This window comes from Peteryoungia rhizophila (assembly GCF_004912145.1).
Taxonomy (GTDB): domain Bacteria; phylum Pseudomonadota; class Alphaproteobacteria; order Rhizobiales; family Rhizobiaceae; genus Allorhizobium; species Allorhizobium rhizophilum.
This window is the reverse complement of sequence record NZ_STGT01000008.1, coordinates 124,849-148,294: the sequence shown is the minus strand read 5'-3', so window position 1 is coordinate 148,294 and position 23,446 is coordinate 124,849. Positions and strand designations below refer to the sequence as shown.

Here is a 23,446-nt window from a genome sequence, read left to right as displayed (position 1 = left end):
AACCTATCCAATTACCGTCAATAGGACAATATAGATAAAAAATATCACCCTTTTCTGGGTATTTATCTGGATACTTTGACTAAAATTGTATGCTGCAGCGCAACTATCACGACAATCTTCGACAGGATTCGGACAACCCACCACCGGACCAGATGCAAGCACTTCACATTCTCGCCGAGCCATACCTAAGGTTAAGCAGAGATTAACTTCAGGTGTCCCCCGACCTGTCTGGCGCCATCCTTTTCATGCAATCCCAAGATGCATGAGAATATGCGCCTATACTTTGGGGCATCCGGGAGGCAATCGACGATCGAACTCATGAGGAGTCCAATATCGTGCGAGATATAATTCGCTATGCTGCCTGGCTGGCCATCGTCATGGCGATGTTCCTGCTGATCGCGCAACCCGTCGGGCATTCGGCCCGTTTCAACCTTTCAGTCATTGTCATCGCGATCCTGGCCGTCATCATGCTCCTGAAGCTCGATGGCTTCTGGCGCCATGTGTTCCTCGCCCTGGCGAGCGTCGTGATCCTGCAATATGCCTATTGGCGCACGACCAGCACCCTGCCGCCGCTTGAGGATCTCTATTCCTTCATCCCCGGCGTCATTCTCTATGCGGCAGAAATGTATTGCATCCTGATGCTCGGCATCAGCCTCTTCGTCGTTGCCGATCCGATCGAGCGACCCAGGGCACCGCAACTCGATGAAGATGAGTGCCCGACCGTCGATGTGTTCATCCCGACCTACAACGAGGACAGGGAGATCCTGGCACTGACGGTCGCAGCGGCCAAGGCCATGGATTATCCTTCGGACAAGTTCACCGTCTACCTGCTGGATGACGGCGGCACCGACCAGAAGCGCAACAGCGACGACCCGGTGGCGGCGGCCAAGGCCAAGGAACGTGCAGCGATCCTCAAGGATCTCTGCAGCGATCTTGGTGCGGTCTACATGACCCGTGCCGAGAACGTGCATGCCAAGGCCGGCAACCTGAACGCCGCCCTCTGGCGTACCCATGCCGACTTCGTCGTCGTATTTGACGCCGACCACGCCCCGGAACGCAGCTTCCTGCGCGAAACCGTCGGCTACTTCTCTGAAGACGAACGCCTCTTCCTCGTGCAGACCCCGCACTTCTTCTCGAATCCGGATCCGATCGAACGCAATCTCGGGACCTTTGGCCGCATGCCGTCGGAAAACGAGATGTTCTACGGCAAGATCCAGAAGGGCCTCGACCGCTGGAACGCCTCCTTCTTCTGCGGCTCGGCGGCCGTCCTGCGCCGTGAAGCCCTCGAAGAGGTCGGCGGTTTCTCGGGGATCACCATCACCGAAGATTGCGAAACCGCACTCGAGCTCCATGCCCGAGGCTGGAACAGCCTCTACATCGACAAGCCGCTGATCTCCGGCCTGCAGCCGGAAACCTTCGCCAGCTTCGTCGGTCAGCGTTCGCGCTGGTGCCAGGGCATGGTCCAGATCCTGATGCTGAAGAACCCGCTGTTCAAGCGCGGCCTCTCTCTGCCTCAGCGCCTGAGCTACATCTCCAGCTCGCTCTTCTGGTTTTTCCCCTTCGTTCGCTCTGTCTTCTTCGTCGCACCGCTGCTCTTCATCCTGTTCGACATGAAGATCTTCGTGGCGTCCTTCGAGGACTTCTTCGCCTACACGGTCATGTACCTGATCGTGGGTGAGATGGTGCGTACCTACCTCTATGGCAGCGTGCGCTGGCCCTGGATCTCCGAGCTCTACGAATATGTGCAATCGGTCTATCTGTTCCAGGCCATCGTGAGCGTGCTGCTCAAGCCGAAAAGCCCGACCTTCAAGGTGACCGACAAGGGTGTCTCACTGAAGCAGGACCGGCTGTCGGAGCTCTCGCTGCCCTACTTCATCATCTTCGGCATACTCTGCTTCACCCTGTTCGTCGCAGCCTACCGCTACAACACCGAACCTGAGATCTCGAGCCTGCTCCTGATCGTCGGCGCGTGGAACTGGATGAACCTGATGATCGCGGGCTGCGCACTCGGCGTCGTCACCGAACGCAGCCAGGATCTGGCCGGTGTCGAACTGCCGCTTCGCACCACCGTCGAACTGCAATTCGGGGAAACAGTCCTGCGCGGCGCCGTCACCGAAGCATCGGCTAGGGGGGCCAAGCTGATCCCAGCACAGGGCTCCTCTCGTATCCTCCGCAAGGGTGAATACGGCCGGCTTCAATTGCTCAGCGTATCCTCGAACCTGCTCGTGACATCCCTCCCGGTCAGCATCGTCGGCGGTTCCCCCGATGAAGACGGCGCGATCGCGCTCCGCTTCGATCCAGAACCTCACCACTTCCCGATCATCGCAGAACTCCTGATGCATGACATGTCGGTGGTTCGCGAGCAGCGCGCGCTCCGTCAGCGCCCGAAGAGCATGATTGCCGGAAGCCTGCGCATCTTGCGCTGGGCAATCACCTGCCCGCTCGCGGCAATCGGTGTCGCCCTCGGCGGCAAGCCGGATGACAAGGCCGAGCCGCAAAGACTGAAACCGCTCGCCGGCGCGGCCCTGGCCGCCGCACCGATCCGCCACAGGGAGGCCGGAGAATGATCAGACAGCACCTCTCCTGGTTCGCAGCCGCAAGCCTGCTCCTCGCAGCCACACCCTCGGCCGCCGCCACCTCGACCGGCTTCGTCCTCGCTCCACAGGCGAAGCCGCAAACCGAAACCAAGGAGTATTTCCAGGAAGAGAACCAGATCCGTCGTCTGATTGCAGACAAGCGGGACCTATTCTTCCCAGGAGAAACTGCTAACCGGGAATATCCCTTCGTCGTTCTGCCCTCAGAGATGACGGGATCGGCCAAGCTCATCCTGACGATGCAGACGGCGATCTCGGTGGCGCCTGAGCGTTCTGCCATGCGCATCTTCGTCAACGACCGGGATATTGGCGCCATCGACCTGAAATCCGGTGACGCTCACCAGGTCGAGCTGGAATTGCCGAAAGGTCTGCTCCAGCCGGGTTACAATGCCGTGACCATTCTCCTCGACCAATCACACCGCGTCGATTGCACCGTTGAGGCGACATACGAACTCTGGACCCAAATCGACCCGGCCCTGAGCGGTTTCGTCTTCACCCGCAATGCCAAGGACGATCCGAGCGACGTCTCGACGCTTCTGGCCTATAGCCGCGATGTAAACGGTCATGCCGCGATCAACGGACTGATCCCCCGTGGCGCTGCCGGCGAGGACATCGACCGCACCTTCTCGGTCGTTCAGGCCCTCTCGATCCTCGGGCATTTCGACCGCCCGGTCGTCACGGTTGGCAATGAGGTAGGCGCCGGCCCAGGGATCGATCTGGTTGTCGGCACCTTCGGCACCGTTCGGGACCTGATCGGTGTGACGCCGGACCAGTCCGGCGTTCAGTTCGACATCGACCCTTCGAGCGGCAGAAGCCGCATGATTGTCACGGCACGCACTGCCGACGAACTGGCGTCCACCATTGGTGACTTCACCCTGCGTGCACAGACCGAGATCACCGACGGCTCTCCACAGGGCCGGCGGGCGCTCGGCAACCGCCGAGGCCGCCTGCTGGAATCCGGCAGCGCGAACTCGCTCGCGGAGCTGGGTTTCGTTTCGCGTCCCTTCGCCGGTCGCCATTTCGAACAGTCGATCTCGTTCAGCCTGCCGGCCGACTTCTACCCGGGCGACTATGGTGCGGCGAATCTGAAGCTGAACGCTGAATACGCCGCCGGCCTTTCGCCCACATCGCAGATGGTGGTTCGCGCCAACGGCGACACTGTCGCCAACATCAGACTGGGCGAGGCGCGCTCCGGCCGGATCGACGGGCAGGTGCTCCCGATCCCGCTCGACAAGTTGAGACCCGGCTACAATGTCATCGAATTCGAGGCGGAACTGTCCACCGCTTCCGATGCGGTCTGTGACCCGGCGACGCTCGGCAACTCCACCGCGCGCTTCTTCATCAAGGGCGACAGCACGCTGAATATTCCGGCTTTCGCCCAGATTGGGCATGCACCCGATCTCGCGGTCGTGTCAGCCGGCAAGGCAGAATTCAGCAATGGTGGCACGACGCCGCTTTATGTCGAAGGCATGGACGAAACAATGCTCGGGGCTGCAGGCAGTTTCCTGGCAAAGATGGCCTATGCCTCTCGCGAAGTGAGCCCGGTATCCGTAAGCTCCGGCTGGCCACTCGACCGTCAGGGCCCCTTGCTGGCCTTCGGAACTTTCTCAGGTTTCTCAGGCCAGCTGAGATCCGATCTCGGCATCGACCTTAATCCTGTCGCCAGCGATCTGGCCCTGTCTCTGGACGAGAACCAGACCCAGGAGCCGGGCGCTCCCACCGAAGAAATGGCGTCGGCCCTCTCGGTCGATGGCTCGACGGTGCAGCAGTCGCAGGGCGAACGTCCGACATCGGTCGTCGTGCGCCTGCGGGATGGCGTCCACAACCTCTATGAGAGCCTCACGGTGCGGGTTCGGATCCAGGCAGCCCAATTGGGACTGGTCGACGATCCGAATGTTCTGTCCAGCGACGACGTCTATCAGGTGAGCGGCGAGGCCGACATGCTGCTGGCACAGCGTCTGGTCAACGAACGGGATGCATGGACCGTCGTCGCCGTTCGTGATCCGGCGCTGTTGAACGAGAGCATGCGGAGCCTCGCCCAGACCGATGTCTGGGGTCGCCTCGCCGGGTCCGTCAACGCCCTGAAACGTGACGGCACCTTGGTCGAACGCAAGATGGCTGGCCATGAGCGCCTTTATGAAACCAAGCCGCTCAGCTTGCAGAATGGTCGTCTGATCGTGGCGGGCTGGTTCTCGAACAATGCCCGGGAGTTCACCATCGCCCAGATCCTGGTGGCGATCCTCCTCGGCGCGGCAACCTTCGTTGTCCTCCGGCAGGGACGCAAATCGTGAGGACACGTCTTCTCATCCTGACATGTCTGCTGAGTGGCGCCCTGATCGCGGGCGCAACGACGGCGGTTCTGTCACAGCAGGAAGACAACGTCGCGGCCGACATCACGGCCGCTGCCTGGCTGGTCTACCGCCACAACTTCGTCACCGACGAGGGGCGGGTGGTCGACAACCGGGCAGGCGGCATCAGCCACAGCGAGAGCCAGGGTTACGGCATGCTGATGGCGGAAGCGGCGGACGACCGTGACAGCTTCGACCGGATCTGGGCCTGGACGGAAGTCAATCTCTTTGTCCGCAAAGATGGACTGGCGGCTTGGCGCTGGGATCCGACACAGATCCCGCCCATCACCGACCGCAACAATGCGACCGATGGCGACCTGCTCATCGCCTGGGCCCTGATGCGCGCCGGCCAACGCTGGAACGAGCCCGATCTCCAGCGCGAGGCCAGACGGATTTCCGAAGCCATCGTCGAGCATGCGACCATCAAGACGGGTCACGGGCTTGTTCTCTTGCCGGGTGTCCAGGGTTTTGGTCCGGATGAACAAACGGACGGACCGGTGGTGAACATGGCTTACTGGATCTTCCCGGCCCTGACTGACCTTGGTCGCCTGTCAAGCCGTTTTCCGGCAAAAGCATTGATGGAAAGTGGAGTGACATTGCTTCGCGACGCTCGCTTTGGACCTGCCCGACTGCCCTCGGACTGGCTGTCGCTTTCCGGTGACATGCCCCGGCCGGCGAGCGGATACCCGTCGCAATTCGGTTATGATGCCATTCGTGTTCCGCTCTATCTCGCCTGGTATTCCCGGGACTACCCGGACATTCTCGAGATCTTCGCATCGCATTGGAAACAGTTCGGCACTGCGTCGATGTCCGTCGTGGAACTCGCGACGGCCACGCGCATCGCTCCCATGCCCGACCCCGGCTATCAGGCCGTGGCCGCACTCGTCGAATGCAGTCTGGGCAGGCGTCCCGACCTCGCCCTTCTGTCTGACTTCAGCTCCCAAGACTATTACCCCGCCACGCTCCATGTGCTCAGCCTCATGGCGATCGCTGAAAGGTACCCCACATGTTTGACCGACTTCCCTTGAAGACAGCCCTCCTCCTCGGCGCCTGCATCACGCTCCCGATCAGCCAGGCCACCGGTGACAACGTGAACAACTACCCCGCCATGGGGGTCGTGGTCCCAGGTGGCGCTCAGATGGCGCATGTCTCGGCTCCGGCAGCGTTACAGCCTGCCATGCCGAGCTTCGCACCCTTCTCTGCAACCGCGGTCGCGCCCGCGCTCCCGCCGGTCGTACCGGCCAACGCGCCTGCATCTCCGGCAGTCGTGCCAACGATGCAGGCACCGGCACAGGTCGTCCTGCCGGCGCCCATGCCGGAGGCCGTCAGCCCCGCTGCGACAATCGCCGTGCAACCGGCAGCCCCGATCATCCGGGAAGTGGCCCCGGGGGAGAACCCCTTCGGACCTAGCACGACGACCGCAGTGAGAAGGCCGGCTTCGCAGCCCACTGCGGCCAGCACCCTGCGGCCAGCGGCGCCCGCAGCGTCCCGTGACAGCGTCGAGATGCAGATTGCAAGACTGAGCGAGCAGACCGAAGAGCCAAAGGTCGCCTCCCAATCGGAAGTCGACGAGACCGCCCTGCGCTACTATGCGCAGACGCGCGACCTCAAGCGTCTCGGTGCCGAACTACGACGCCTGAAGACGCTCTATCCCGATTGGGATGCGCCGGAGGACCTCTTCGATACACCGACAAACATTTCCGAACAGCCGCTCTGGGATATCTTCGGCAGCGGGGACTTCGTGCGGGTTCGCACCGAAATGGCCAAGCTGCAAAGCGAAAATCCGAACTGGAAGCCGAGCCAGGAACTGCTCGACAAGCTGGCGCTCGCCGAAACCCGCAAGCTGATGGAGCGCTCTCACGCTCAACGCAACTGGGGCCAGGTCGTAACGCTGGCTGAAGGCTCCCCGCAACTGATGGTCTGCGCCGAGATGAACACCATGTGGATCACCGCGGAGGCGCTCGCACAATCGAGAGATTTCGTCCGCGCCTTCGATCTTTACAAATACATTGTCACGACCTGCGAAGACCCGATTGAACGCCTGTCGACGGTGCAGAAGGCGAGCCTACTCCTTCCGGAGGCGGGGACGCGCTCTCTGGTGGCACTTGGCAACGTTCTCTCGGATGGATCGGGCGAATTTGACGATGTGTCCTTCGACCTGGTCCGCCGCAAGATGGGCTTGATTGCCCAGGGCAATGGGCCAGCAACAGCCTTGACGATGGAAGAGCTGCAACGCTTCAGCGACTACGTGCAGCGGTCTTTCTCTGCCGCCGATGCCGAATTGTTCGGCTGGTTCTATTACGGTCAGCAGAGCTGGGAGGCGTCCTACCACTGGTTCGTCAGCGCAACCCGCATGACCACCAGCCCCAAGAGCGTCGAAGGCGTCATTCTCACGCTGCGCAACCTCCAACATCGGGACGAGGCACTCCAGCTTGCCCGCCAGTCTGCGACGCTGACGCCGGAGTTGAAGAAGATCTATATTGAACTCGTCTCGGCCGGTCTGACCGATCAGGAAAGCCCGCTTTCAACCGACGACAGCGAGCTGAAGACCTTCGAAACCTATGTCTTCGAGCAGAAGTCGGCGCTCGGCGCACAAGCGCTCGCATGGCACCGCCTGGAGAGCAAACAAACGAAGGAAGCCTCCCGCCTCTTCCAGCAATCGGTCGAATGGGAAGCGACAGAGGGCGGCGTGGTCGGACTTGCGGTCCTTGCCTCCCGTGCCAAGAGCTGGGGCCGGGTAGCGGCCATCAAGAAGGAGTATGGCGCAAAATTCGCGGCGCTCGAGGACATCAAGGTTTACCGCCCTAGAACGACGCAGAAGCGGACGACGACAACGACGAAGCCGAAAGAAAAGCCGAACCTGCTGACCTGGCTGATGCAGAAGGACAAGCGGGACGAGAAGAAGGCGCGTCTCGAAATCGAGTGAAAGACGCACATTAGTAGGCTGTTACAGAAACAAATTTGAAACACCGGGCAAGGAGAATGCCCGGTGTTGTCTGTTGGCGGCCAGCAGAGGACGACGAAAGCCAGCACACGAGTCAGCGAGCGCAATTAGGCAGCGGGCTGCACTGAATATGATGCTTTTCGAAGCCCGCTGTTTTGCCTTATCCGTCGAAGGTGAGAGACAGCGAGGATCGGCGATAGTGAAACCCTTCTTTTGGAATGAACTGAACACGACGGATTTCGCTGGTCTGTCTGCCGACACCACGATCGCTATCCTGCCGATCGCCTCGACAGAGCAGCATGGCCCCCATCTGCCGATCGCAACCGATGTCGCGATTGCCAATGGCATGCTGGCCGAACTGAAGGTTCAGCGCCCCGATGACCTCGACTTTCTCGTCCTGCCCACTCAGGAAATCGGCAAGGCCAACGAGCATGTCTATGGTCCCGGCAGCCTGTCCTTCGGCCCGGAAATCCTGATCCCCGCCTGGACGGCGATCGGCGCTAAAGTGGCCGAGGCCGGTGTTCGCAAGCTCGTCATCGTCAATTCCCATGGCGGCAATGTCGATGTCATGAGCATCGTCGCCCGGGAGCTCCGCGTCCGCCACCAGATGGCCGTCGTCTCTACCCAATGGGGCCGCTTCGGCAATCCCGATGGCATGATTTCGGACCATGAAAGCCGTTACGGCATCCATGGCGGCGAAGTCGAGACCTCGCTGATGCTGCATTTCCGCCCGGACCTCGTGCGCATGGACAAAGCGCAGAATTTCGTCTCGAAGGCCGAAGAAATACGTGCCAGCTCGAAGTTCCTCACGCCGCTGCCGCCGCATTCGCTCGCCTGGATCGCCCATGACCTCAACCCGCATGGTGTGGTCGGGGACGCCTCGAAGGGCACGGCAGAAAAGGGCGAGGCAATCTGCAAGCATCAGGTCGCCGGCTTCATCGAGCTGTTACGCGACGTCGCAGCCTATCCGCTGTCGAACCTGTACACGCCCGGCTGACGACCGCTAGGCCTGACCTCGTATGGTCTCGGGAATATGGCCGCGCGCCTTCAGGTCCTGCACCTGCGCCAGCAGCTCCTGCATCAGATATTCGACGAAAAGACTGGTCGCTGAATCGAGCGGCGCCCGCGCCCGCGCGAACAGCTTCATCGGCTGGTGGCGGATATGCGCTTCCGTGAGCGGCCGGAAGATGAGCTCACCGCGCCGGCATTCCGCCACGGCATCGAGCGGGTTGAGCAAAGTGAGCCCCGTGCCCGCCTTGACGAGTTGCTTCATCAGCTCGGACGAATTCGTCTCCACAACAGGCTCGACGAGCAAGGGGAGCGGCGCGAGCGCGAGATCGATGATGTTGCGCAAGCTGGTACCGGATTGCGCCAGGATCAGCGGCTCCTGAACCACCTCAACCAGATCGACCGGTCCTTCCTCCTGTGCCAAGCGATGCCCAGGTGGCAACACTACGCCAACAGGCACGTCGAAATTGGCCAGTGTGCGAATGCCGGGGGTGGCGGGGATGTTGAAGCCGAGACCGAGATCAACCTCACCGGTCAGCACCGGGTTGATCGTTGTCGAACCGCCATCATTGCGCAGCTTGATCTGCACGCGCGGATGTTCGGCGATGAATCCAGCAAGGATCGCGGGCAGCGGGCCGGAGGCGAGACCGACGGTCGTCACCAGCGAGACCTTGCCCGCATGCGGCGTCTTGAGGCCCCGGATGCGCCCCTCCAGCCGCTCGTAGTTCTTCAGCACGTCGCGGATATGCTCGACGCAGAGTTCACCGGCCGCTGTCAAACGCAACCCCTTCGGCAGCCTTTCGAAGATCGGCGCACCCAGCTCCTCTTCGAAGGCGAGGATCTGGCGGTTGACCGCTGATGATGCGACATTGAGGCGAGCCGAAGCTTTTCGGATCGAGCCGCAGCGCACGATTTCGTTGATGTAGAGGAGCTTTCGAGAATGCAGCACGGGACCTCCGCTGCGTAAAATTTAGCCATGCCGCATCACTATGCAGCAATATCCGGAGCAGTGCAAAAAAAGCATCGATGCGGACGAATTTTGATGCTTTTCAAGACCCATGCCACCCGATCAAATGCAAGAAAAGGGAACCCGAAAACGGGTCCTGCAACGAACAGGGGAACGATCAATGCGTGACATGCTCACCAAGACATGCCTTCTTGCGGTTATCGGCCTCGCGGCCTCGACCTCGGCGGCCTTCGCACTCGACGAGGTCACCTACGGCACAAACTGGCTCGCCCAGGCCGAACATGGCGGCTTCTACCAGGCCGTGGCCGATGGCACCTATGAAAAATACGGCCTGAAGGTCACGGTCGTGCAGGGTGGCCCGCAGGCCGCCAACCGCGCGCTTCTGATCGCCGGCAAGGTCGATTTCTACATGGGCAGCCCGCTCGGCGAGATGGATGCCGTCAAGGAAGGCATCCCGCTGATCGACGTCGCCGCCATCTTCCAGAAGGATCCGCAGGTCCTGCTCGCCCATCCCGACCAGGGCATCGAAACATTTGCCGACCTCGCCAAGCTTGACAGCATATTCATGGGCAAGGACGGCTACGTCACCTATTACGAGTGGATGAAGAAGAACTTCGAGGGCTTTACCGACGAGAAGTATAAGCCCTACACCTTCAACCCGGCCCCCTTCATCGTCGACCCGAAGTCCGCGCAGCAGGGCTACCTGACCTCGGAACCCTATGAGATCGAGAAGCAGGCCGGCTGGGCCCCGAAAGTCTTCCTGCTGGCGGACAACGGCTACAACCCCTATTCCACCATGATTACCACCACGGCCACCATGGTCGAAACCAAGGCAGACCTCGTTCAGCGCTTCGTCGATGCCTCGGCCGAGGGGTGGTACAACTACCTCTACGGCGACAACAAGGCCGCAAACGATCTGATCAAGGTCGACAATCCGGAAATGACCGATGGCCAGATCGAATATTCGATCGCCAAGATGAAGGAATACGGCATCGTCGAGTCTGCCGAGGCGCTCGATAAGGGCATCGGCTGCATGACCGACGAAAAGTACAAGGCCTTCTTCGACGCCATGGTCCAGATCGGCGTCCAGCCGGCCGACCTCGACTACAAGAAGGCCTACACCACACAGTTCGTCTGCAAGGGCGTGGGCATGGCGCTGAAGAAGTAAGGGCCTTGCCCTCATCCGGCTGCCGCCACCTTCTTCCCGCTTGCGGGGAGAAGGAGTCTCCGGGCCGACGTCGGTGCTGACATCCCCTCTCCCCGCTTGCGGGGAGAGGGTAGGGTGAGGGGCAATTTCCAGACGCTCCTGTTCGTTCAGATACCAAGGCAATCAATGTCACTTTCCGAAGACCCCATCACCCAGCCCCCTCCCGAACAGCGCCGGGCGCTCGTGGTGATGAAGGACGTGTCCAAGGTCTTTTCCAGCGGCACGGTGGCGCTCACTGACATGACGCTCACCGTCAACGGCGGCGAATTTGTCAGCCTGCTCGGCCCCTCGGGCTGCGGCAAGTCAACGGCGCTCAGGATCATCGCGGGTCTCGGCGACACCACGACCGGCACGATCGACTGGCCGAGTTCCCGCATCAATTCCAAAGGCCTGCCGGAAGGCGACATATCCTTCGTCTTCCAGGAGCCGACGCTGATGCCCTGGGCGACAGTCTTCGGCAATGTCCACCTGCCGCTCCGTCTGCGCGGCATTTCCAAGTCGGCGGCCGAGGCCGATATCCTCGCCGCCCTCGACCGCGTCGGCCTTAAGGACTTTGTCGACGCCTATCCGCGCGAACTCTCCGGCGGCATGAAGATGCGCGTCTCGATCGCCCGCGCGCTCGTCACCAAGCCGAAGCTGCTGCTGATGGACGAGCCCTTTGCGGCCCTCGACGAGATCACCCGCCAGAAACTCAATGACGACGTGCTGCGGCTCTGGCGCGACACCGGCATCACCGTCATCTTCGTCACCCATTCGGTCTTCGAAAGCGCCTATCTGTCGAACCGGATCATCGTCATGAAGGCACGCCCCGGCCGCGTCCATGACGATTTCCCCCTGGTGACCAGCGCCGAGCGTGGCCTGCAATACCGCACCTCAGAGGAATATCGGGCAACCTGCGACAAGGTCTCGCGCTCGCTGATCGAGGCCATCGGATTTCCGCTCGCAGACGGCATGGAGCTTCACTGATGAGCACTCTCACGCCCGTCTCCAAGTCCGGTTCGAGTTTCGCCTCCCTTTATGGTGAAACCCTGCTGAAAATCCTCGTTCCCATCCTCGTCGTCTGCCTGCTGATCATCGTCTGGCAGATCGGCGTCTGGGTCTCCGGTGTCCCGCAATACATCCTGCCCGGCCCGATCGCGGTTGCCGGCGCCCTGTTCAAGGACTGGGGCACGCTGTCGCCGGCCCTCTGGGTCACCACCAAGATCACCCTGATGTCGCTAGGGCTGGCGCTTTTGGGCGGCGTCGGCATCGCCGTTGCGCTCGTCCAGTCGAAATGGATCGAGATCGCCTTCTACCCGATCACCGTCATCCTGCAGGTCACCCCGATCGTCGCGATTGCGCCGCTGATCCTGATCTATTCGCCCTCCACACAAGTGGCGCTGCTGATCTGCGCCTTCCTCGTCGCCTTCTTCCCGATCCTGTCCAACATGGTCCAGGGTCTGAAAAGCGTCGATCACAACCTGCTCAATCTCTTCGACCTCTACGGCGCCTCGCGCTGGCAGACGCTGCTCTATCTGAAGCTGCCCGCCTCGCTGCCCTATTTCATGACCGGCCTTAAGATCGGCGGCGGGCTGGCGCTGATTGCCGCCGTCGTCGCCGAATTCGCCGCTGGTTCCGCCGGCGCAGGATCGGGCCTTGCCTTCCGCCTGCTTGAGGCGCAGTTCCGTCTGAACATTCCGCGCCTCTTTGCCGCCCTCTTCCTGCTCTCCTGCCTCGGCGTGGTGATCTTTGCCATTACCTCCTTCATTTCCTGGCTGGCGCTGCATCGCTGGCACGAGAGCAGCCTGAAACGAGAAAACTGATGTCGAGCCCGGTCACCGCCCTCCCCGCCGCCAAGCGCTTCGTTCTTGCCAATGCGACGCTGCCGCAGATCTGCGTCGATGGCGTCGAGGCACCCGCCTGCGAGGGCCTGATCAGCGCCGACATCATCGTCGCGGATGGCAAGGTCGAGGCCATCCTGAAGCCAGGCACGGCCCCATCAGGCCTGCCCTCGACGGATCTCCGCAACGGCATGGTCTGGCCGACCTTCACCGACATGCACACCCATCTCGACAAGGGCCATATCTGGGACCGCCGGCCGAACCCCTCAGGCGATTTCGTAGGCGCGCTTGAAGCCGTGAAAACCGATCGCGAGGCCCGCTGGTCGGCTGAAGACGTCAAAGCGCGGATGGAATTCTCGCTCAAGACGGCTTACGCCCACGGCACCAGCCTGATCCGCACCCATCTCGACAGCCTGGCACCCCAGCATCGCATCTCCTTCGAGGTCTTCGCCGAAGTGCGCGAGGCCTGGGCCGGCAAGGTCGATCTGCAGGCAGCCGCCCTCTTCCCCTTCGATCAGATCACCGACGAGGCCTTTTTCAAGGATCTGGTCGAGGTGATCGTCGCCCATAAGGGCCTGCTCGGCGGCGTCACCTTTCTGATGCCGGGCCTCGACGAAAAACTCGACATCCTCTTCCGCACAGCCTCCGAGAACGGCCTCGACATCGACCTACATGTCGACGAGACGCAGGACAAGGAAACCCTGACGCTGAAGACCATTGCGGAAGCCAAGCTCCGCAACCGCTTCAAGGGTTCTGTCACCGTCGGCCATTGCTGCTCGCTCGCTCAGCAAGAGGAGGATTTGGCCAAGCGCACCATTGATCTGGTGGCAGAGGCCGGCCTCTCTGTCGTCTCGCTGCCAATGTGCAACATATATCTGCAGGACCGTCACCCGGGCCGTACCCCCCGCCAGCGCGGCGTCACCCTCTTCCACGAACTGACGGCCGCCGGTGTCGCCACCGCCGTCTCCTCCGACAACACCCGCGACCCCTTCTATGCCTATGGCGATCTCGACCCCGTCGAGGTCTTCCGCGAGGCGGTGCGCATTATCCATCTCGACCATCCGCTGGACACTGCCGCCCGCGTCGTCACCCGCACGCCCGCCGATATCCTGAAGCGCCCCGACCACGGCCGCATCGCCGTCGGCGGCAAGGCGGATCTCGTCCTCTTCAGCGCCCGCCGCTGGAGCGAATTCCTCTCCCGTCCGCAGGCCGACCGCATCGTGATGCGGAATGGCATGGGCATCGACCGCAGCCTGCCGGATTACCGCGAACTTGACCCGTTGCTTGGAGTTTAGACATGGCTGATTACGCCAAAATCATCGAAGAGCTGGAAGGCATCGCCGTCGAGGACAATCCGGCGCTGGTCAAACAGAAGAGCCGCGATTTCTACTGGTATTCGCCGATCCTGAAGGAAGAACTCGACAATGTCGTCGGTGACCTCGTCGTCTCCCCGACGACGGAAGAAGAGGTCATCCGCACGCTCAAAGTGGCCTATGCCCACGGTGTGCCGGTCACCCCGCGCGGCGGCGGCACCGGCAATTACGGCCAGGCAATGCCGCTCTCGGGCGGCATCGTGTTGAACCTGATCAACATGAACAAGGTGAAGGAGATCCTGCCCGGCCGCGTCATCTGCGAACCCGGCATCATCATCTCCGAGCTCGACCGCCAGACCAAGGAACATTCCGGCCAGGAACTGCGCTTTCATCCCTCGACCAAACAGACCGCCAGCGTCGCCGGCTTCATCGCCGGCGGTTCCGGCGGCGTCGGCTCGATTACCTGGGGCGGCTTGCGCGACCTCGGCAATATCCTGCGCCTGCGCGTCGTCACCATGGAAGCCGAGCCGCGCGTGCTCGAACTCTCCGCCTGGGACCTGCAGAAGGTCTCCCACGCCTATGGCACCAATGGCATCATCACCGAAGTCGAGATGCCGCTGGCACCTGCTTACGACTGGGTCGATGTCATCGTCGGTTACGACGACTTCATGGACGCAGTGAAATTCGCCGATACGCTGTCCCACAAAAACGGCATCCTCTTGAAGGAAGTTGCCCCGATCGCAGCCCCTATCCCTTATGACTACTTCACCCGCCACAAACCCTGGCTGAAGGAAGGCCAGTCGGTTGTTGTGCTGATGGTGGCCCCGCACTCGATGGAGCCCTTCCTGGCGCTCGCCGAACGCATGAATGGCGACATCCGCTTCCGCTCCGATACGGTCGAAAGCATGAAGGGTATCCCGCATGCCTATGAGCTGACCTGGAACCACACGACACTGCGGGCGCTCAAGCTCGACACCAATATCACCTATCTCCAAGTCCAGTATCCCGGCCCCGATCATGTCGAGAAGGTCCGAGTGATGACCGAACTCTTCCCCGACGAGGTCATCGGCCATCTCGAATTCATCAAGTTCGACGGCCAGATCCAGTGCGCCGGCCTGCCACTGGTGCGCTACACCACCAAGGAGCGGCTGGAAGAGATCATCCGTATCCACGAAGAAAATGGCTGCCCGATCTTCAACCCGCACCGCTACACGCTCGAAGAAGGCGGCATGAAGCAGACCGACCAGGTCCAGCTTGCCTTCAAGAAGGAGACCGATCCGAAGGGCCTGCTCAACCCCGGCAAAATGATCGCCTGGGAGAACCCCGACTTCGATTTCGCCGCCGGCAAGAACTACCTGTTCCCGGGCCTGGAGGTGTTTTCCGAAGCCTCGTAAGGACCATCAGATGCGTTGCGGCTCCCCGTTCCGGAGCCGCAACGAAGAACCGCCGGAACGAACTTATTCCGAAGGTACTCCCGGCCGGCCCTCCGGCCCATGCGACATCAGACATGGCATCCCCCATCCCTCGGCATCAGGCGGCGAAGGACGGTGATGCTGGGACAAACGGCGCGGAAGTTTTCAACTGGACCCCGACTGCGAAAGCGGCGGGCAACGACTTGGAGCTTTTGACATGCGCGTACTCGTCCTTCACTCCCACCCGCTCGATGAAAGCTTCGGCCGGGCGCTCTACAAGCTCACCTGTGAGAGCCTGGAAAAGGCCGGCCACGAAGTCGATGGCTGCAATCTCTACGAGGAGGGCTTCGATCCGGTGCTCTCGGCCCATGACCGCCGCGTCTATCACGACATTCCCGATAATCTCTTGCTGGTGCAACCCTATGTCGACCGCTTGAAAAAGGCGGAAGGCCTGGTCATCGTCACCCCCGTCTGGAACTTCGGCTTTCCGGCCATGCTGAAGGGCTACTTCGACCGCGTCTGGCTGCCCGGTGTCTCGTTCGATCTGGTGGACGGCAAGCTGACGCCGACGCTCCGCCACATCAAAAAACTCGCCGCCGTCATGACCTATGGTGCCACCCCGATGCGCGCCTTCCTCGCCGGCAATCCGCCGAAGAAGATTGTCAAGCGCGTCATCCGTGCCCAGATCAAGATCGGCGCCCCGGTCAAATACCTCGCCCATTACGACATGAACAACTGCACGGAAGAAACCCGCGCCGCCTTCATGGCCAAGGTGCGCCGCGAGATGGAGAACTTCTGAGAGAAAGGCTGGCGGTCAAACCACCTTGGCCGCCGTCACCTCGACTTCGACCAGGAATTCCGGCCGCGTGAAGCCGCCGACGACAAGCAACGTCGACACCGGCTTCGGATCGAGCGTGTAGCGATCACGCACCGCCATATAGTCAGGAAAATGCTCCCGCCGCGTCACGAACCCAGAGATCCGGATCACATCGGCGAAGGTCATCTCGGCCTCTTCCAGAATGGCCTTGATCGCCTCGAAACACAGCTCGGCCTGACCGGTGACATCAGGCGGGATCGTGTCGTCGGGGCGGATCCCGAGCTGGCCGGACGTAACGAGCAGGCTCGCACCCGGGGGCACCAGCAAACCGTGATTGTAATGCCCGAAAGGACGGCGGATAGAGGGGGGATTGAAGACCTTTTTCATGGCCTTGAGCCTAGCGCGGCGAGGACCTGTGCGAAAGAGCTAAGCATACCTCCCACGCCTTTTGACCCTACAAATCAGGGCCTGTCGGCTAACGAATACGCCGCCCCGTGGCATCGAAGAGAAAGCTGGTCTTTGCAGCAAGCCCCACCGCGATCTCGTCGCCGTAGCGCCCCCCATGACGCCGCTCTTCCTGCTCGATGATGATCTGCTCGCCGGGCACGGTGTGGGCATAAACATAGCTGGTATTACCGAGATGCTCGACCACATCGACATGCGCCACCATCTGCGCATCGCCGCTGCCTGCAGGCAAAAAATGCTCCGGCCGCACGCCAACCGTGACGGCATCCCCGAGCTTTGGCGCGTCAGCACAGGCAAGCGTCAGCCGGGTATCGGGCCGCGCTGAGGGCGCCACCGTCACCTGTCCACCCTCCGCCTGACCGATCACCACCGCTGGCAGAAAGTTCATCCGAGGCGAGCCGATAAAACCGGCAACAAACATGTTGTCGGGATCATCATAGAGTGCGAGCGGCGCACCCACCTGCTCGACAATGCCGCCGCGCATGACGACGATCTTGTCGGCCAGCGTCATCGCCTCGACCTGGTCATGCGTGACATAGACGATCGTGGCGTTGAGCTCCTTGTGCAGCCGGGCGATCTCGACACGCATGTGCACGCGCAGCTCCGCATCAAGGTTGGACAGCGGTTCGTCGAACAGGAAAACGTCCGGCTGACGCACGATCGCCCGCCCGATGGCGACGCGCTGGCGCTGACCACCGGACAGAGCCTTGGGCTTGCGGTCCATCAGCGCGTCGAGTTCGAGGATCTTTGCGGCAGCGTTCACACGGCTGGAGATCTCGTCCTTCGCCATGCCGGCAAAGCGCAGCGCAAAGCCCATGTTCTCGCGCACGGTCATGTGCGGATAGAGCGCATAGGTCTGGAACACCATGGCGATCCCGCGCTTCGACGGGTCGACATCGTTCATCATGGTGCCGCCGATGGTCAGCTCACCGGAGGAGATGTCCTCCAGCCCCGCGATCATCCGGAGCAGCGTGGACTTGCCGCAGCCGGAGGGACCGACGAAGACAACGAATTCCCCTGAGGATACCTCGAGGTTCACCCCCTTGATGACCTCGAGCGAGCCATAGGACTTGCGGATATCGGTGAGCCGGACCTCTGCCATGTAAGCCTCGCTCAGGTGACGTTGAAGGTGATGTGCTTTGCGTAGAAGGGACGGCACTTGGCCGTCAGCGTCAAGCGCCCGGCTTCGTTTCCGGCTTCGACATAGACGCCGACGGCGCCACCCTTGAACGACAGAAGCGAGGGGCCAACGATGCGACCCGGACCTTCGAGGCTGACCTCGACCGGATCGTCGAAGAAGCCCAGGACATTGCCACCCTGATCAAGCGCGCGCAGGATCACGCGAACCGTATCCTTCTCGCCCGCCCTGAGCTCTGTGTCATCGGCCGCAATCTCGAGTGTCGTCGGCAGCGGATCGGCCGGCAGATGGCGGCGAACCACTTCCTCGCCGTTGATGAAGCCAACAAGTTCGCCATCCCGCCAGGTCATTCCCCATTCGCCGAATTCCTCCGGCGTCACCATACTGTGGTCGAGAATGCAAGGTGGATGCGGCAGATGCGGATAGGTCTTGGTATCGGGTTCGATCCGCTTGACGATATGGCCCATGCGGATTTCGACATAGTCGCAATTAGTGAGCACGATCAGCGGCAGCACGCCGCCGATATTGCGCTCGCCACGCGCCCAGAAGCTCACCGGCTGCATGACGATCTTGTCCTTCGGATCGCCCTGCGAGGCATAGGCATAACCGGCGAATTTCGGCTCGCGATACATGTCGGTCACGCCGTGATAGCAGATGCGGTCGCCGGAGCCGAAATCCTTGTGCGTGTTGTAATCGAACATGCACCAGCCGGTGGAGCCTGAGATCGACGGGTCGCCAGCGGCCGCATTCAGGATCGCCAGGTGACGACCGACATGCTCCGCCTGCCGCTGCTCCTGATCGAAGCGCTTGGTCGGATACATGTGACCGCCATATTCGGTGATCATGTAGGGCACCTTGCGGTCGAGCCCTGTCACCTCGCGCTGATCGCGCAGCACCAGCCGCTCGCGATTATGGCCCGGCAGTTCCTCCATCCCGAGGATGAAGTCGTTCATCGTGTAGACGTCTTCGAGCAGCTCGCTGTCGGTGATGTAGCGCACGCCGCCGGTCTGGCGGGTGGTATCGAGCGAGCGTGCCATGGCATTCGTCTCGACATAGAAGTCGTGATCGTCCTGGCTCTCGTTGATACGCACACCCCAGATGATGATCGAGGGGTGGTTCCAGTCGCGCTCGATCATCCGGCGCACGTTCTGAACGCTCTCCGCCTTCCAGGCATCACCGCCGATATGCTGCCAGCCGGGGATCTCTTCGAAGACCAGAAGGCCGATCTCGTCGCAGCGATCGAGGAAGTATTTCGACTGCGGATAATGCGAGGTGCGGGCTATGTTGCAGGCGAGATCGTATTTCAGGATATCGGCATCCTTCTCCTGACCGCGCCGTCCCATGGCATAGCCGAGATGCGGCCAGGCCTGATGGCGGTTGAGACCACGCAGCTTCACTACGCGACCGTTCAGCTTGAAGCCCTCGATCGTATATTCGGCGGAACGGAAACCGAAGCGGCTCGTGACGGCGTCGGTGCCGGCTGTCGTCTCGAGCGTCACCGAAAGGTGATAGAGTGCCGGATTGTCGATATCCCAGAGCGTAATGCCCTGGAGCCCGGAGAAGCCGAGCGAAACCTCTGCGCCAGACACAGTCGCCTCGGTCCGCGCGATCTCCTGACCTGCACCATCTTCCAGAACAGCCGTGACCTTGCCGGACAGCGCCTGATCCGTCGGATTGGAAATCCAGACCTTCGCCGTCACCTGCTTGGTTTCATCAAGCACATCCGGCGTTTCGATCTTGACATTGGCGATCGAAACCGGCGCCGTCACCTTCAGCCAGACATCACGATAGATTCCGGCATAGGTGAGATAGTCGATGACGCCACCGAAAGGCGGGATCTCGGGGTTCTCCGAGCCGTCGATCTTGACTGTCAGCAGGTTATCGCCAGCCTTCAGATGCGGCGTGAGCCGGGCTTCGAACGGCGTGTAGCCATCCTTGTGCGCGGTGATCTCGACGCCATCAAGATAGACCACGCTGTCGGCCATGGCGGCATCGAACACCAGCGACACTTCGCGACCCTCGAAACGCGGATCCCAGGCAATGACCTTCTGATAGGTAAAGGCCTTCTGATAGCTCTTCTCGTCGAAATAGTTATAGGGCAGCTCGACCGCCGTATGGGGAAGCTGGACCGTCTCGCCCGGCTGCGAAGCCAAGGCGAAAGCCGGCTCAAATCCGGCGCGGAAGGTCCAGTTCTTGTTGAAACTCTCGATAATGCGCATTTCAAAGTCCTATTTCACGGAGCCGAGCATGCCCTGCACGAATTGTCGCTGCATGGCGAAAAAGACGAGGAGAGTGGGAAGGGTGGCGAGGATCGTGCCGATCATCACGGTGCCGTATTCGGGCGAATAGGCGGAAGCCAGCGAAGACACGACGAGCGTGATCGTCTTGGTGTCGTTCGACTGCAGCACGATCAGCGGCCAGAGATAATTGTTCCAGTTCAGCATGAAGACGATGACGAAGGCCGCGGCATAGGTGGAGCGCATGACCGGCACATAGATGTAGAAGAAGATCTGCCACTCCTTCAGCCCATCCACCTTGGCGGCGTCCCGAAGCTCGGTCGGAAAGGCCTTCGAAGCCTGGCGGAAATAGAAGATGATGAAGGCAGACGCGATCATTGGCAGCATGATGGCGATATGGGTATTCAGCAGCCCCGCCTGCCCCATCAGCATGAAGAGCGGGATCATAAGCGCAGCAAACGGCACCATCAGCGTCAGCAGGATGACCGTATAGACCCGCTCGCGGAGCTTCGAACGGAACATCTCGAAGCCATAACCGGCAAGCGAGGAGACCAGCAGCGTCAATGCGGTGCCGACCAGCGCAATCTTGACGGAGTTCCAGAACACCAGCGGCACATCCACCTGCGCAAAGAAGGACGCGATGTTGTCGAAGAGTGCAGTACCGAAGGTAACCTTCCCGCGGATGATCTGGCTCGTGGTGTTGGTCGCCCCGATCACCATCCAGATGAACGGAAAGATCGAGAGGAAGGCGGCAAGCGACAACACGCTGTACTGCACGATGTCAGGCAGGCGGCGGCGAAGCGTTGTCATCATCGACGTTCCCTCGCGGCATAGAATTGCAGGAAGGAGAGAACCGCCACCATCAGCACGATGACATAGGAGACGGTCGCCGCATAACCGAAGCTCGGCATGAAGCGGAAGGTCAGATTGTAGATATAGAGCGACAGGGTCAGCGTCGAATTCGCCGGCCCGCCCGTGCCTTCGGTGAAGTTATAGACCTCGTCGAAGAGCTGCAGCGTGCCGATCGTCGACGTGATCGTGGTGAACAGGATCACCGGCTTCAGCATCGGGATCGTCAGGAAGGCGAAACGCCCCCAGGACGGCACGCCGTCAATCTTCGCCGCCTCATAGATCGAGCGATCGATATTCTGGAGTGCTGCCAGATAGAAGATCATGTTGTAGCCGGTCCAGCGCCAGGTAATGGCGATGATGATCAGCACCTTGGCCCAGAAGGGATCGGTCAGCCAACCGATCGGCTCACCGATGATGCCGACGGCAAGCAGCGTGTTGTTTACGATCCCATCCAGCGAAAACATGCTCTTGAACAGTATGGAATAGGCGACAAGCGAGGCAACGCAGGGTAGGAAGATCATCGTCCGGAAGAGGCCGGAAAAGCGCAGTTTCGGATTGTTCAGCATGGCCGCCAGGATCAGCGCCATGGTGATCATGATCGGCACCTGAATGATGAAGAAAATGACGGTGTTTTGTAGCGCCTGCCAGAAGACGGGATCGTTCCAGAGACGCACGAGGTTACCCGTGCCTGAGAACTTCAGCATCATTCCACGTCCCGAATACAGGGAGAGAACGAGCGAGCGGGCAATCGGATAGAGCATGAAGAGCGAGATAAGGGCGATGGCGGGCGCTACGAACAGCCATCCGTTAACGTCGTAATAGCGTTTCAAGCTGGATCTGGATGTGGTGGCCATGCGGTTATCCCCGAACCCGATCAGTGGTCACTGAACATTCTTAAGCGAAGGGAAGCCGCGCGGCGTTTCCGCCGCACGTCTCCGGGAGGACAGGGGCCAGGCCCGAAGGCAGAGCCCCTGTGGGATGGGCTTACTGGATCTGGCCGGCGGCCTGATCTTCGATCGCCTTCAAGACGTCATCGACCGGCGTACCCTTGACCAGTGCCGGGAAATTCGCGGTGACAGCCGTGTCGAGCTCGTTGGTGAAGATGCCGTAGTTAACGGCCGGCACCTGAACGAGCCAGTCGGCGAAGTTCTGCCAGACGGTCTGACCACCGAAGAAGTCGTCGGGCTTCAGATAGGCTTCACCGGTACGGGCAGCGAGCAGAGAACCGACGGCGCCGCGTTCGGTCAGGATCTTCTGGTAGAAGTCGAGATCCTTGGCATAGACCTCATTGAGGAAGTCGATCGCCTCATCCTTCTCGGCGGAAGCGTCCAGCACATACCAGCTCGAACCGCCGAGGTTCGATGCAGCTGTCGCACCCTCGATATTGAGCTTCGGGATCGCCGTCAGCGCCCATCTTCCGGCCTGGTCGGCCTGCGACTTGACCGTGCCGGTAATCCACACGCCCATCAGCACAGAGGCGACATCACCCGAGGTGAGCGCGCTGATGCCATCATTCCAGCCGCTGGTTGGCTTGGCCACGCCCTCATTGACGATGCGGGCCTGCGTTTCCAGTGCTGCCTTCAGCGCGGCATTGCCGGTGATGTTGAGGCTGCCGTCGTCGTTGAAATACCACTGGCCGCCGGACTGCATCATGATGCGGATCAGGCCGCCGTCATTGCTGTCGAGCGCCATCATCTCATGGCCGGTCTTGGCCTTCACATCCTTGCCGATCTCGATGAAGCGGTCCCAGGTCAGGTTCTCCATATCGGAGGCCTTGTAGCCGGCCTGCTCCAGATAATCCGTGCGATAGTAAAGGCCGGTCACGCCGGAATCGAAGGGAACGCCGTAGACCTGGCCCTCGAGCGTCATCAGGTCGACCTTGTATTTGGCAAAGCCGGAATAGTCGATCTTGTCAGTCAGCGCGGCAAAGGAGCCGGGGAAGGACTGCAGATATTTCTGCGCGCCGTAATCCTCGATCAGCACGATGTCCGGCAGCGTGTCGGTCATGCCCGAAGCCAAGCCCGTCTGCAGCTTCTGCTCGACATCGGCCTTGGCGAAATCGACGATATTGAAGGTCGTGTCGGGATGCTTCGCGGTGTAACGCGCAGCGGCTTCCTTCATGATGGCGACGTTGAAGTTCGGGTCCCAGCACCAGATGGTGACTTCGCCGGCAAAAGCGGCCGTGCTGCAGAGAAGTGCGGCGCCGGCGACTGTGGCCGAAATCGAGCGCTTGAATGCGCGAGAATAATCCATGTCTTCCTCCCATTATGTCGTTGAACGCGGCAGCTCCATCCCCTGCCTGCCGACACTATTTCCGAAAACGG

Annotated in this window: 18 protein-coding genes; 11 read left to right on the top strand and 7 right to left on the bottom strand. The window is 61.0% G+C overall.

The window, feature by feature from the left end; genetic code table 11:
- Positions 1-335: 335 nt before the first annotated feature.
- From bcsA to E9677_RS24060, 5 genes are all read left to right on the top strand, one after another.
- Entirely contained in the window at positions 336-2,567 is a 2,232-nt protein-coding gene (bcsA, locus tag E9677_RS24085; protein WP_235883090.1) for a UDP-forming cellulose synthase catalytic subunit, read from the top strand.
- Positions 2,564-4,885, top strand: a complete 2,322-nt coding sequence (locus E9677_RS24080) for a cellulose biosynthesis cyclic di-GMP-binding regulatory protein BcsB (RefSeq protein WP_136560601.1) — start codon at positions 2,564-2,566, stop codon at positions 4,883-4,885. Before bcsA ends, E9677_RS24080 begins: the two co-directional genes overlap by 4 nt.
- Positions 4,882-5,970 carry a glycosyl hydrolase family 8 gene (locus tag E9677_RS24075; protein ID WP_168801332.1) on the top strand — a complete coding sequence of 363 codons (1,089 nt, stop codon included), beginning with the start codon at positions 4,882-4,884 and terminating at the stop codon, positions 5,968-5,970. Before E9677_RS24080 ends, E9677_RS24075 begins: the two co-directional genes overlap by 4 nt.
- Positions 5,949-7,868 carry a hypothetical protein gene (locus tag E9677_RS24065; RefSeq protein WP_168801331.1) on the top strand — a complete coding sequence of 640 codons (1,920 nt, stop codon included), beginning with the start codon at positions 5,949-5,951 and terminating at the stop codon, positions 7,866-7,868. Before E9677_RS24075 ends, E9677_RS24065 begins: the two co-directional genes overlap by 22 nt.
- Before the next feature lie 214 nt (positions 7,869-8,082).
- Complete coding sequence (locus tag E9677_RS24060) at positions 8,083-8,883, top strand: creatininase family protein (protein ID WP_136560635.1); 801 nt, start codon at positions 8,083-8,085, stop codon at positions 8,881-8,883.
- Between the two features lie 6 nt (positions 8,884-8,889).
- Here the strand turns inward: E9677_RS24060 and E9677_RS24055 are convergent, their stop codons facing one another.
- Positions 8,890-9,843 carry a LysR family transcriptional regulator gene (locus E9677_RS24055; RefSeq protein ID WP_136560597.1) on the bottom strand — a complete coding sequence of 318 codons (954 nt, stop codon included), beginning with the start codon at positions 9,841-9,843 and terminating at the stop codon, positions 8,890-8,892.
- 178 nt (positions 9,844-10,021) lie between these two features.
- On the opposite strand from E9677_RS24055, the gene E9677_RS24050 reads away from it, so the two are divergent.
- The 6 genes from E9677_RS24050 (at position 10,022) to E9677_RS24025 (ending at position 16,412) form a co-directional block, all read left to right on the top strand.
- Positions 10,022-11,029, top strand: a complete 1,008-nt coding sequence (locus tag E9677_RS24050) for an ABC transporter substrate-binding protein (protein WP_136560596.1) — start codon at positions 10,022-10,024, stop codon at positions 11,027-11,029.
- 165 nt (positions 11,030-11,194) lie between these two features.
- On the top strand, positions 11,195-12,034 hold the full coding sequence (locus E9677_RS24045; RefSeq protein ID WP_136560595.1) for an ABC transporter ATP-binding protein: 840 nt from the start codon (positions 11,195-11,197) through the stop codon (positions 12,032-12,034).
- Entirely contained in the window at positions 12,034-12,870 is an 837-nt protein-coding gene (locus tag E9677_RS24040; RefSeq protein WP_136560594.1) for an ABC transporter permease, read from the top strand. The genes E9677_RS24045 and E9677_RS24040 overlap by 1 nt, the downstream gene beginning before the upstream one ends.
- The gene (locus E9677_RS24035; RefSeq protein WP_136560593.1) at positions 12,870-14,183 is read left to right on the top strand and encodes a cytosine deaminase; all 1,314 of its coding nucleotides are present in this window, start codon (positions 12,870-12,872) and stop codon (positions 14,181-14,183) included. Before E9677_RS24040 ends, E9677_RS24035 begins: the two co-directional genes overlap by 1 nt.
- 2 nt (positions 14,184-14,185) lie before the next feature.
- The gene (locus tag E9677_RS24030) at positions 14,186-15,595 is read left to right on the top strand and encodes an FAD-binding oxidoreductase (RefSeq protein ID WP_136560592.1); all 1,410 of its coding nucleotides are present in this window, start codon (positions 14,186-14,188) and stop codon (positions 15,593-15,595) included.
- Positions 15,596-15,830: 235 nt separating this feature from the next.
- Positions 15,831-16,412, top strand: coding sequence for an NAD(P)H-dependent oxidoreductase (locus E9677_RS24025; RefSeq protein WP_136560591.1), 582 nt, complete (start codon positions 15,831-15,833; stop codon positions 16,410-16,412).
- A gap of 15 nt (positions 16,413-16,427) precedes the next feature.
- Here E9677_RS24025 and E9677_RS24020 read toward each other — a convergent pair whose 3' ends face one another.
- The 6 genes from E9677_RS24020 to E9677_RS23995 form a co-directional block, all read right to left on the bottom strand.
- A complete protein-coding gene (locus E9677_RS24020) occupies positions 16,428-16,817 on the bottom strand; it encodes a RidA family protein (RefSeq protein ID WP_136560590.1) in 390 nt (129 codons plus the stop codon).
- An 88-nt stretch (positions 16,818-16,905) separates the two neighbouring features.
- On the bottom strand, positions 16,906-17,997 hold the full coding sequence (locus tag E9677_RS24015; protein ID WP_136560589.1) for an ABC transporter ATP-binding protein: 1,092 nt from the start codon (positions 17,995-17,997) through the stop codon (positions 16,906-16,908).
- Between the two features lie 11 nt (positions 17,998-18,008).
- Positions 18,009-20,252 (bottom strand): glycoside hydrolase family 2 protein, encoded by a 2,244-nt coding sequence (locus tag E9677_RS24010; RefSeq protein WP_136560588.1) that lies wholly within the window; start codon positions 20,250-20,252, stop codon positions 18,009-18,011.
- Between the two features lie 9 nt (positions 20,253-20,261).
- The gene (locus E9677_RS24005) at positions 20,262-21,083 is read right to left on the bottom strand and encodes a carbohydrate ABC transporter permease (RefSeq protein WP_083697668.1); all 822 of its coding nucleotides are present in this window, start codon (positions 21,081-21,083) and stop codon (positions 20,262-20,264) included.
- The gene (locus tag E9677_RS24000) at positions 21,080-21,976 is read right to left on the bottom strand and encodes a carbohydrate ABC transporter permease (RefSeq protein ID WP_136560587.1); all 897 of its coding nucleotides are present in this window, start codon (positions 21,974-21,976) and stop codon (positions 21,080-21,082) included. Before E9677_RS24000 ends, E9677_RS24005 begins: the two co-directional genes overlap by 4 nt.
- 130 nt (positions 21,977-22,106) lie before the next feature.
- Positions 22,107-23,375, bottom strand: a complete 1,269-nt coding sequence (locus tag E9677_RS23995) for an ABC transporter substrate-binding protein (protein ID WP_136560586.1) — start codon at positions 23,373-23,375, stop codon at positions 22,107-22,109.
- Positions 23,376-23,446: the final 71 nt, after the last annotated feature.

Coding starts and splice junctions, on each gene's coding strand:
- E9677_RS24080 (WP_136560601.1), top strand. CDS start 2,564: ATGATCAGACAGCACCTCTCCTGGTTCGCAGCCGCAAGCCTGCTCCTC.
- E9677_RS24065 (WP_168801331.1), top strand. CDS start 5,949: ATGTTTGACCGACTTCCCTTGAAGACAGCCCTCCTCCTCGGCGCCTGC.
- E9677_RS24050 (WP_136560596.1), top strand. CDS start 10,022: ATGCGTGACATGCTCACCAAGACATGCCTTCTTGCGGTTATCGGCCTC.
- E9677_RS24045 (WP_136560595.1), top strand. CDS start 11,195: ATGTCACTTTCCGAAGACCCCATCACCCAGCCCCCTCCCGAACAGCGC.
- E9677_RS24040 (WP_136560594.1), top strand. CDS start 12,034: ATGAGCACTCTCACGCCCGTCTCCAAGTCCGGTTCGAGTTTCGCCTCC.
- E9677_RS24035 (WP_136560593.1), top strand. CDS start 12,870: ATGTCGAGCCCGGTCACCGCCCTCCCCGCCGCCAAGCGCTTCGTTCTT.
- E9677_RS24030 (WP_136560592.1), top strand. CDS start 14,186: ATGGCTGATTACGCCAAAATCATCGAAGAGCTGGAAGGCATCGCCGTC.
- E9677_RS24025 (WP_136560591.1), top strand. CDS start 15,831: ATGCGCGTACTCGTCCTTCACTCCCACCCGCTCGATGAAAGCTTCGGC.
- E9677_RS24020 (WP_136560590.1), bottom strand. CDS start 16,817: ATGAAAAAGGTCTTCAATCCCCCCTCTATCCGCCGTCCTTTCGGGCAT.
- E9677_RS24015 (WP_136560589.1), bottom strand. CDS start 17,997: ATGGCAGAGGTCCGGCTCACCGATATCCGCAAGTCCTATGGCTCGCTC.
- E9677_RS24010 (WP_136560588.1), bottom strand. CDS start 20,252: ATGCGCATTATCGAGAGTTTCAACAAGAACTGGACCTTCCGCGCCGGA.
- E9677_RS24005 (WP_083697668.1), bottom strand. CDS start 21,083: ATGATGACAACGCTTCGCCGCCGCCTGCCTGACATCGTGCAGTACAGC.
- E9677_RS24000 (WP_136560587.1), bottom strand. CDS start 21,976: ATGGCCACCACATCCAGATCCAGCTTGAAACGCTATTACGACGTTAAC.
- E9677_RS23995 (WP_136560586.1), bottom strand. CDS start 23,375: ATGGATTATTCTCGCGCATTCAAGCGCTCGATTTCGGCCACAGTCGCC.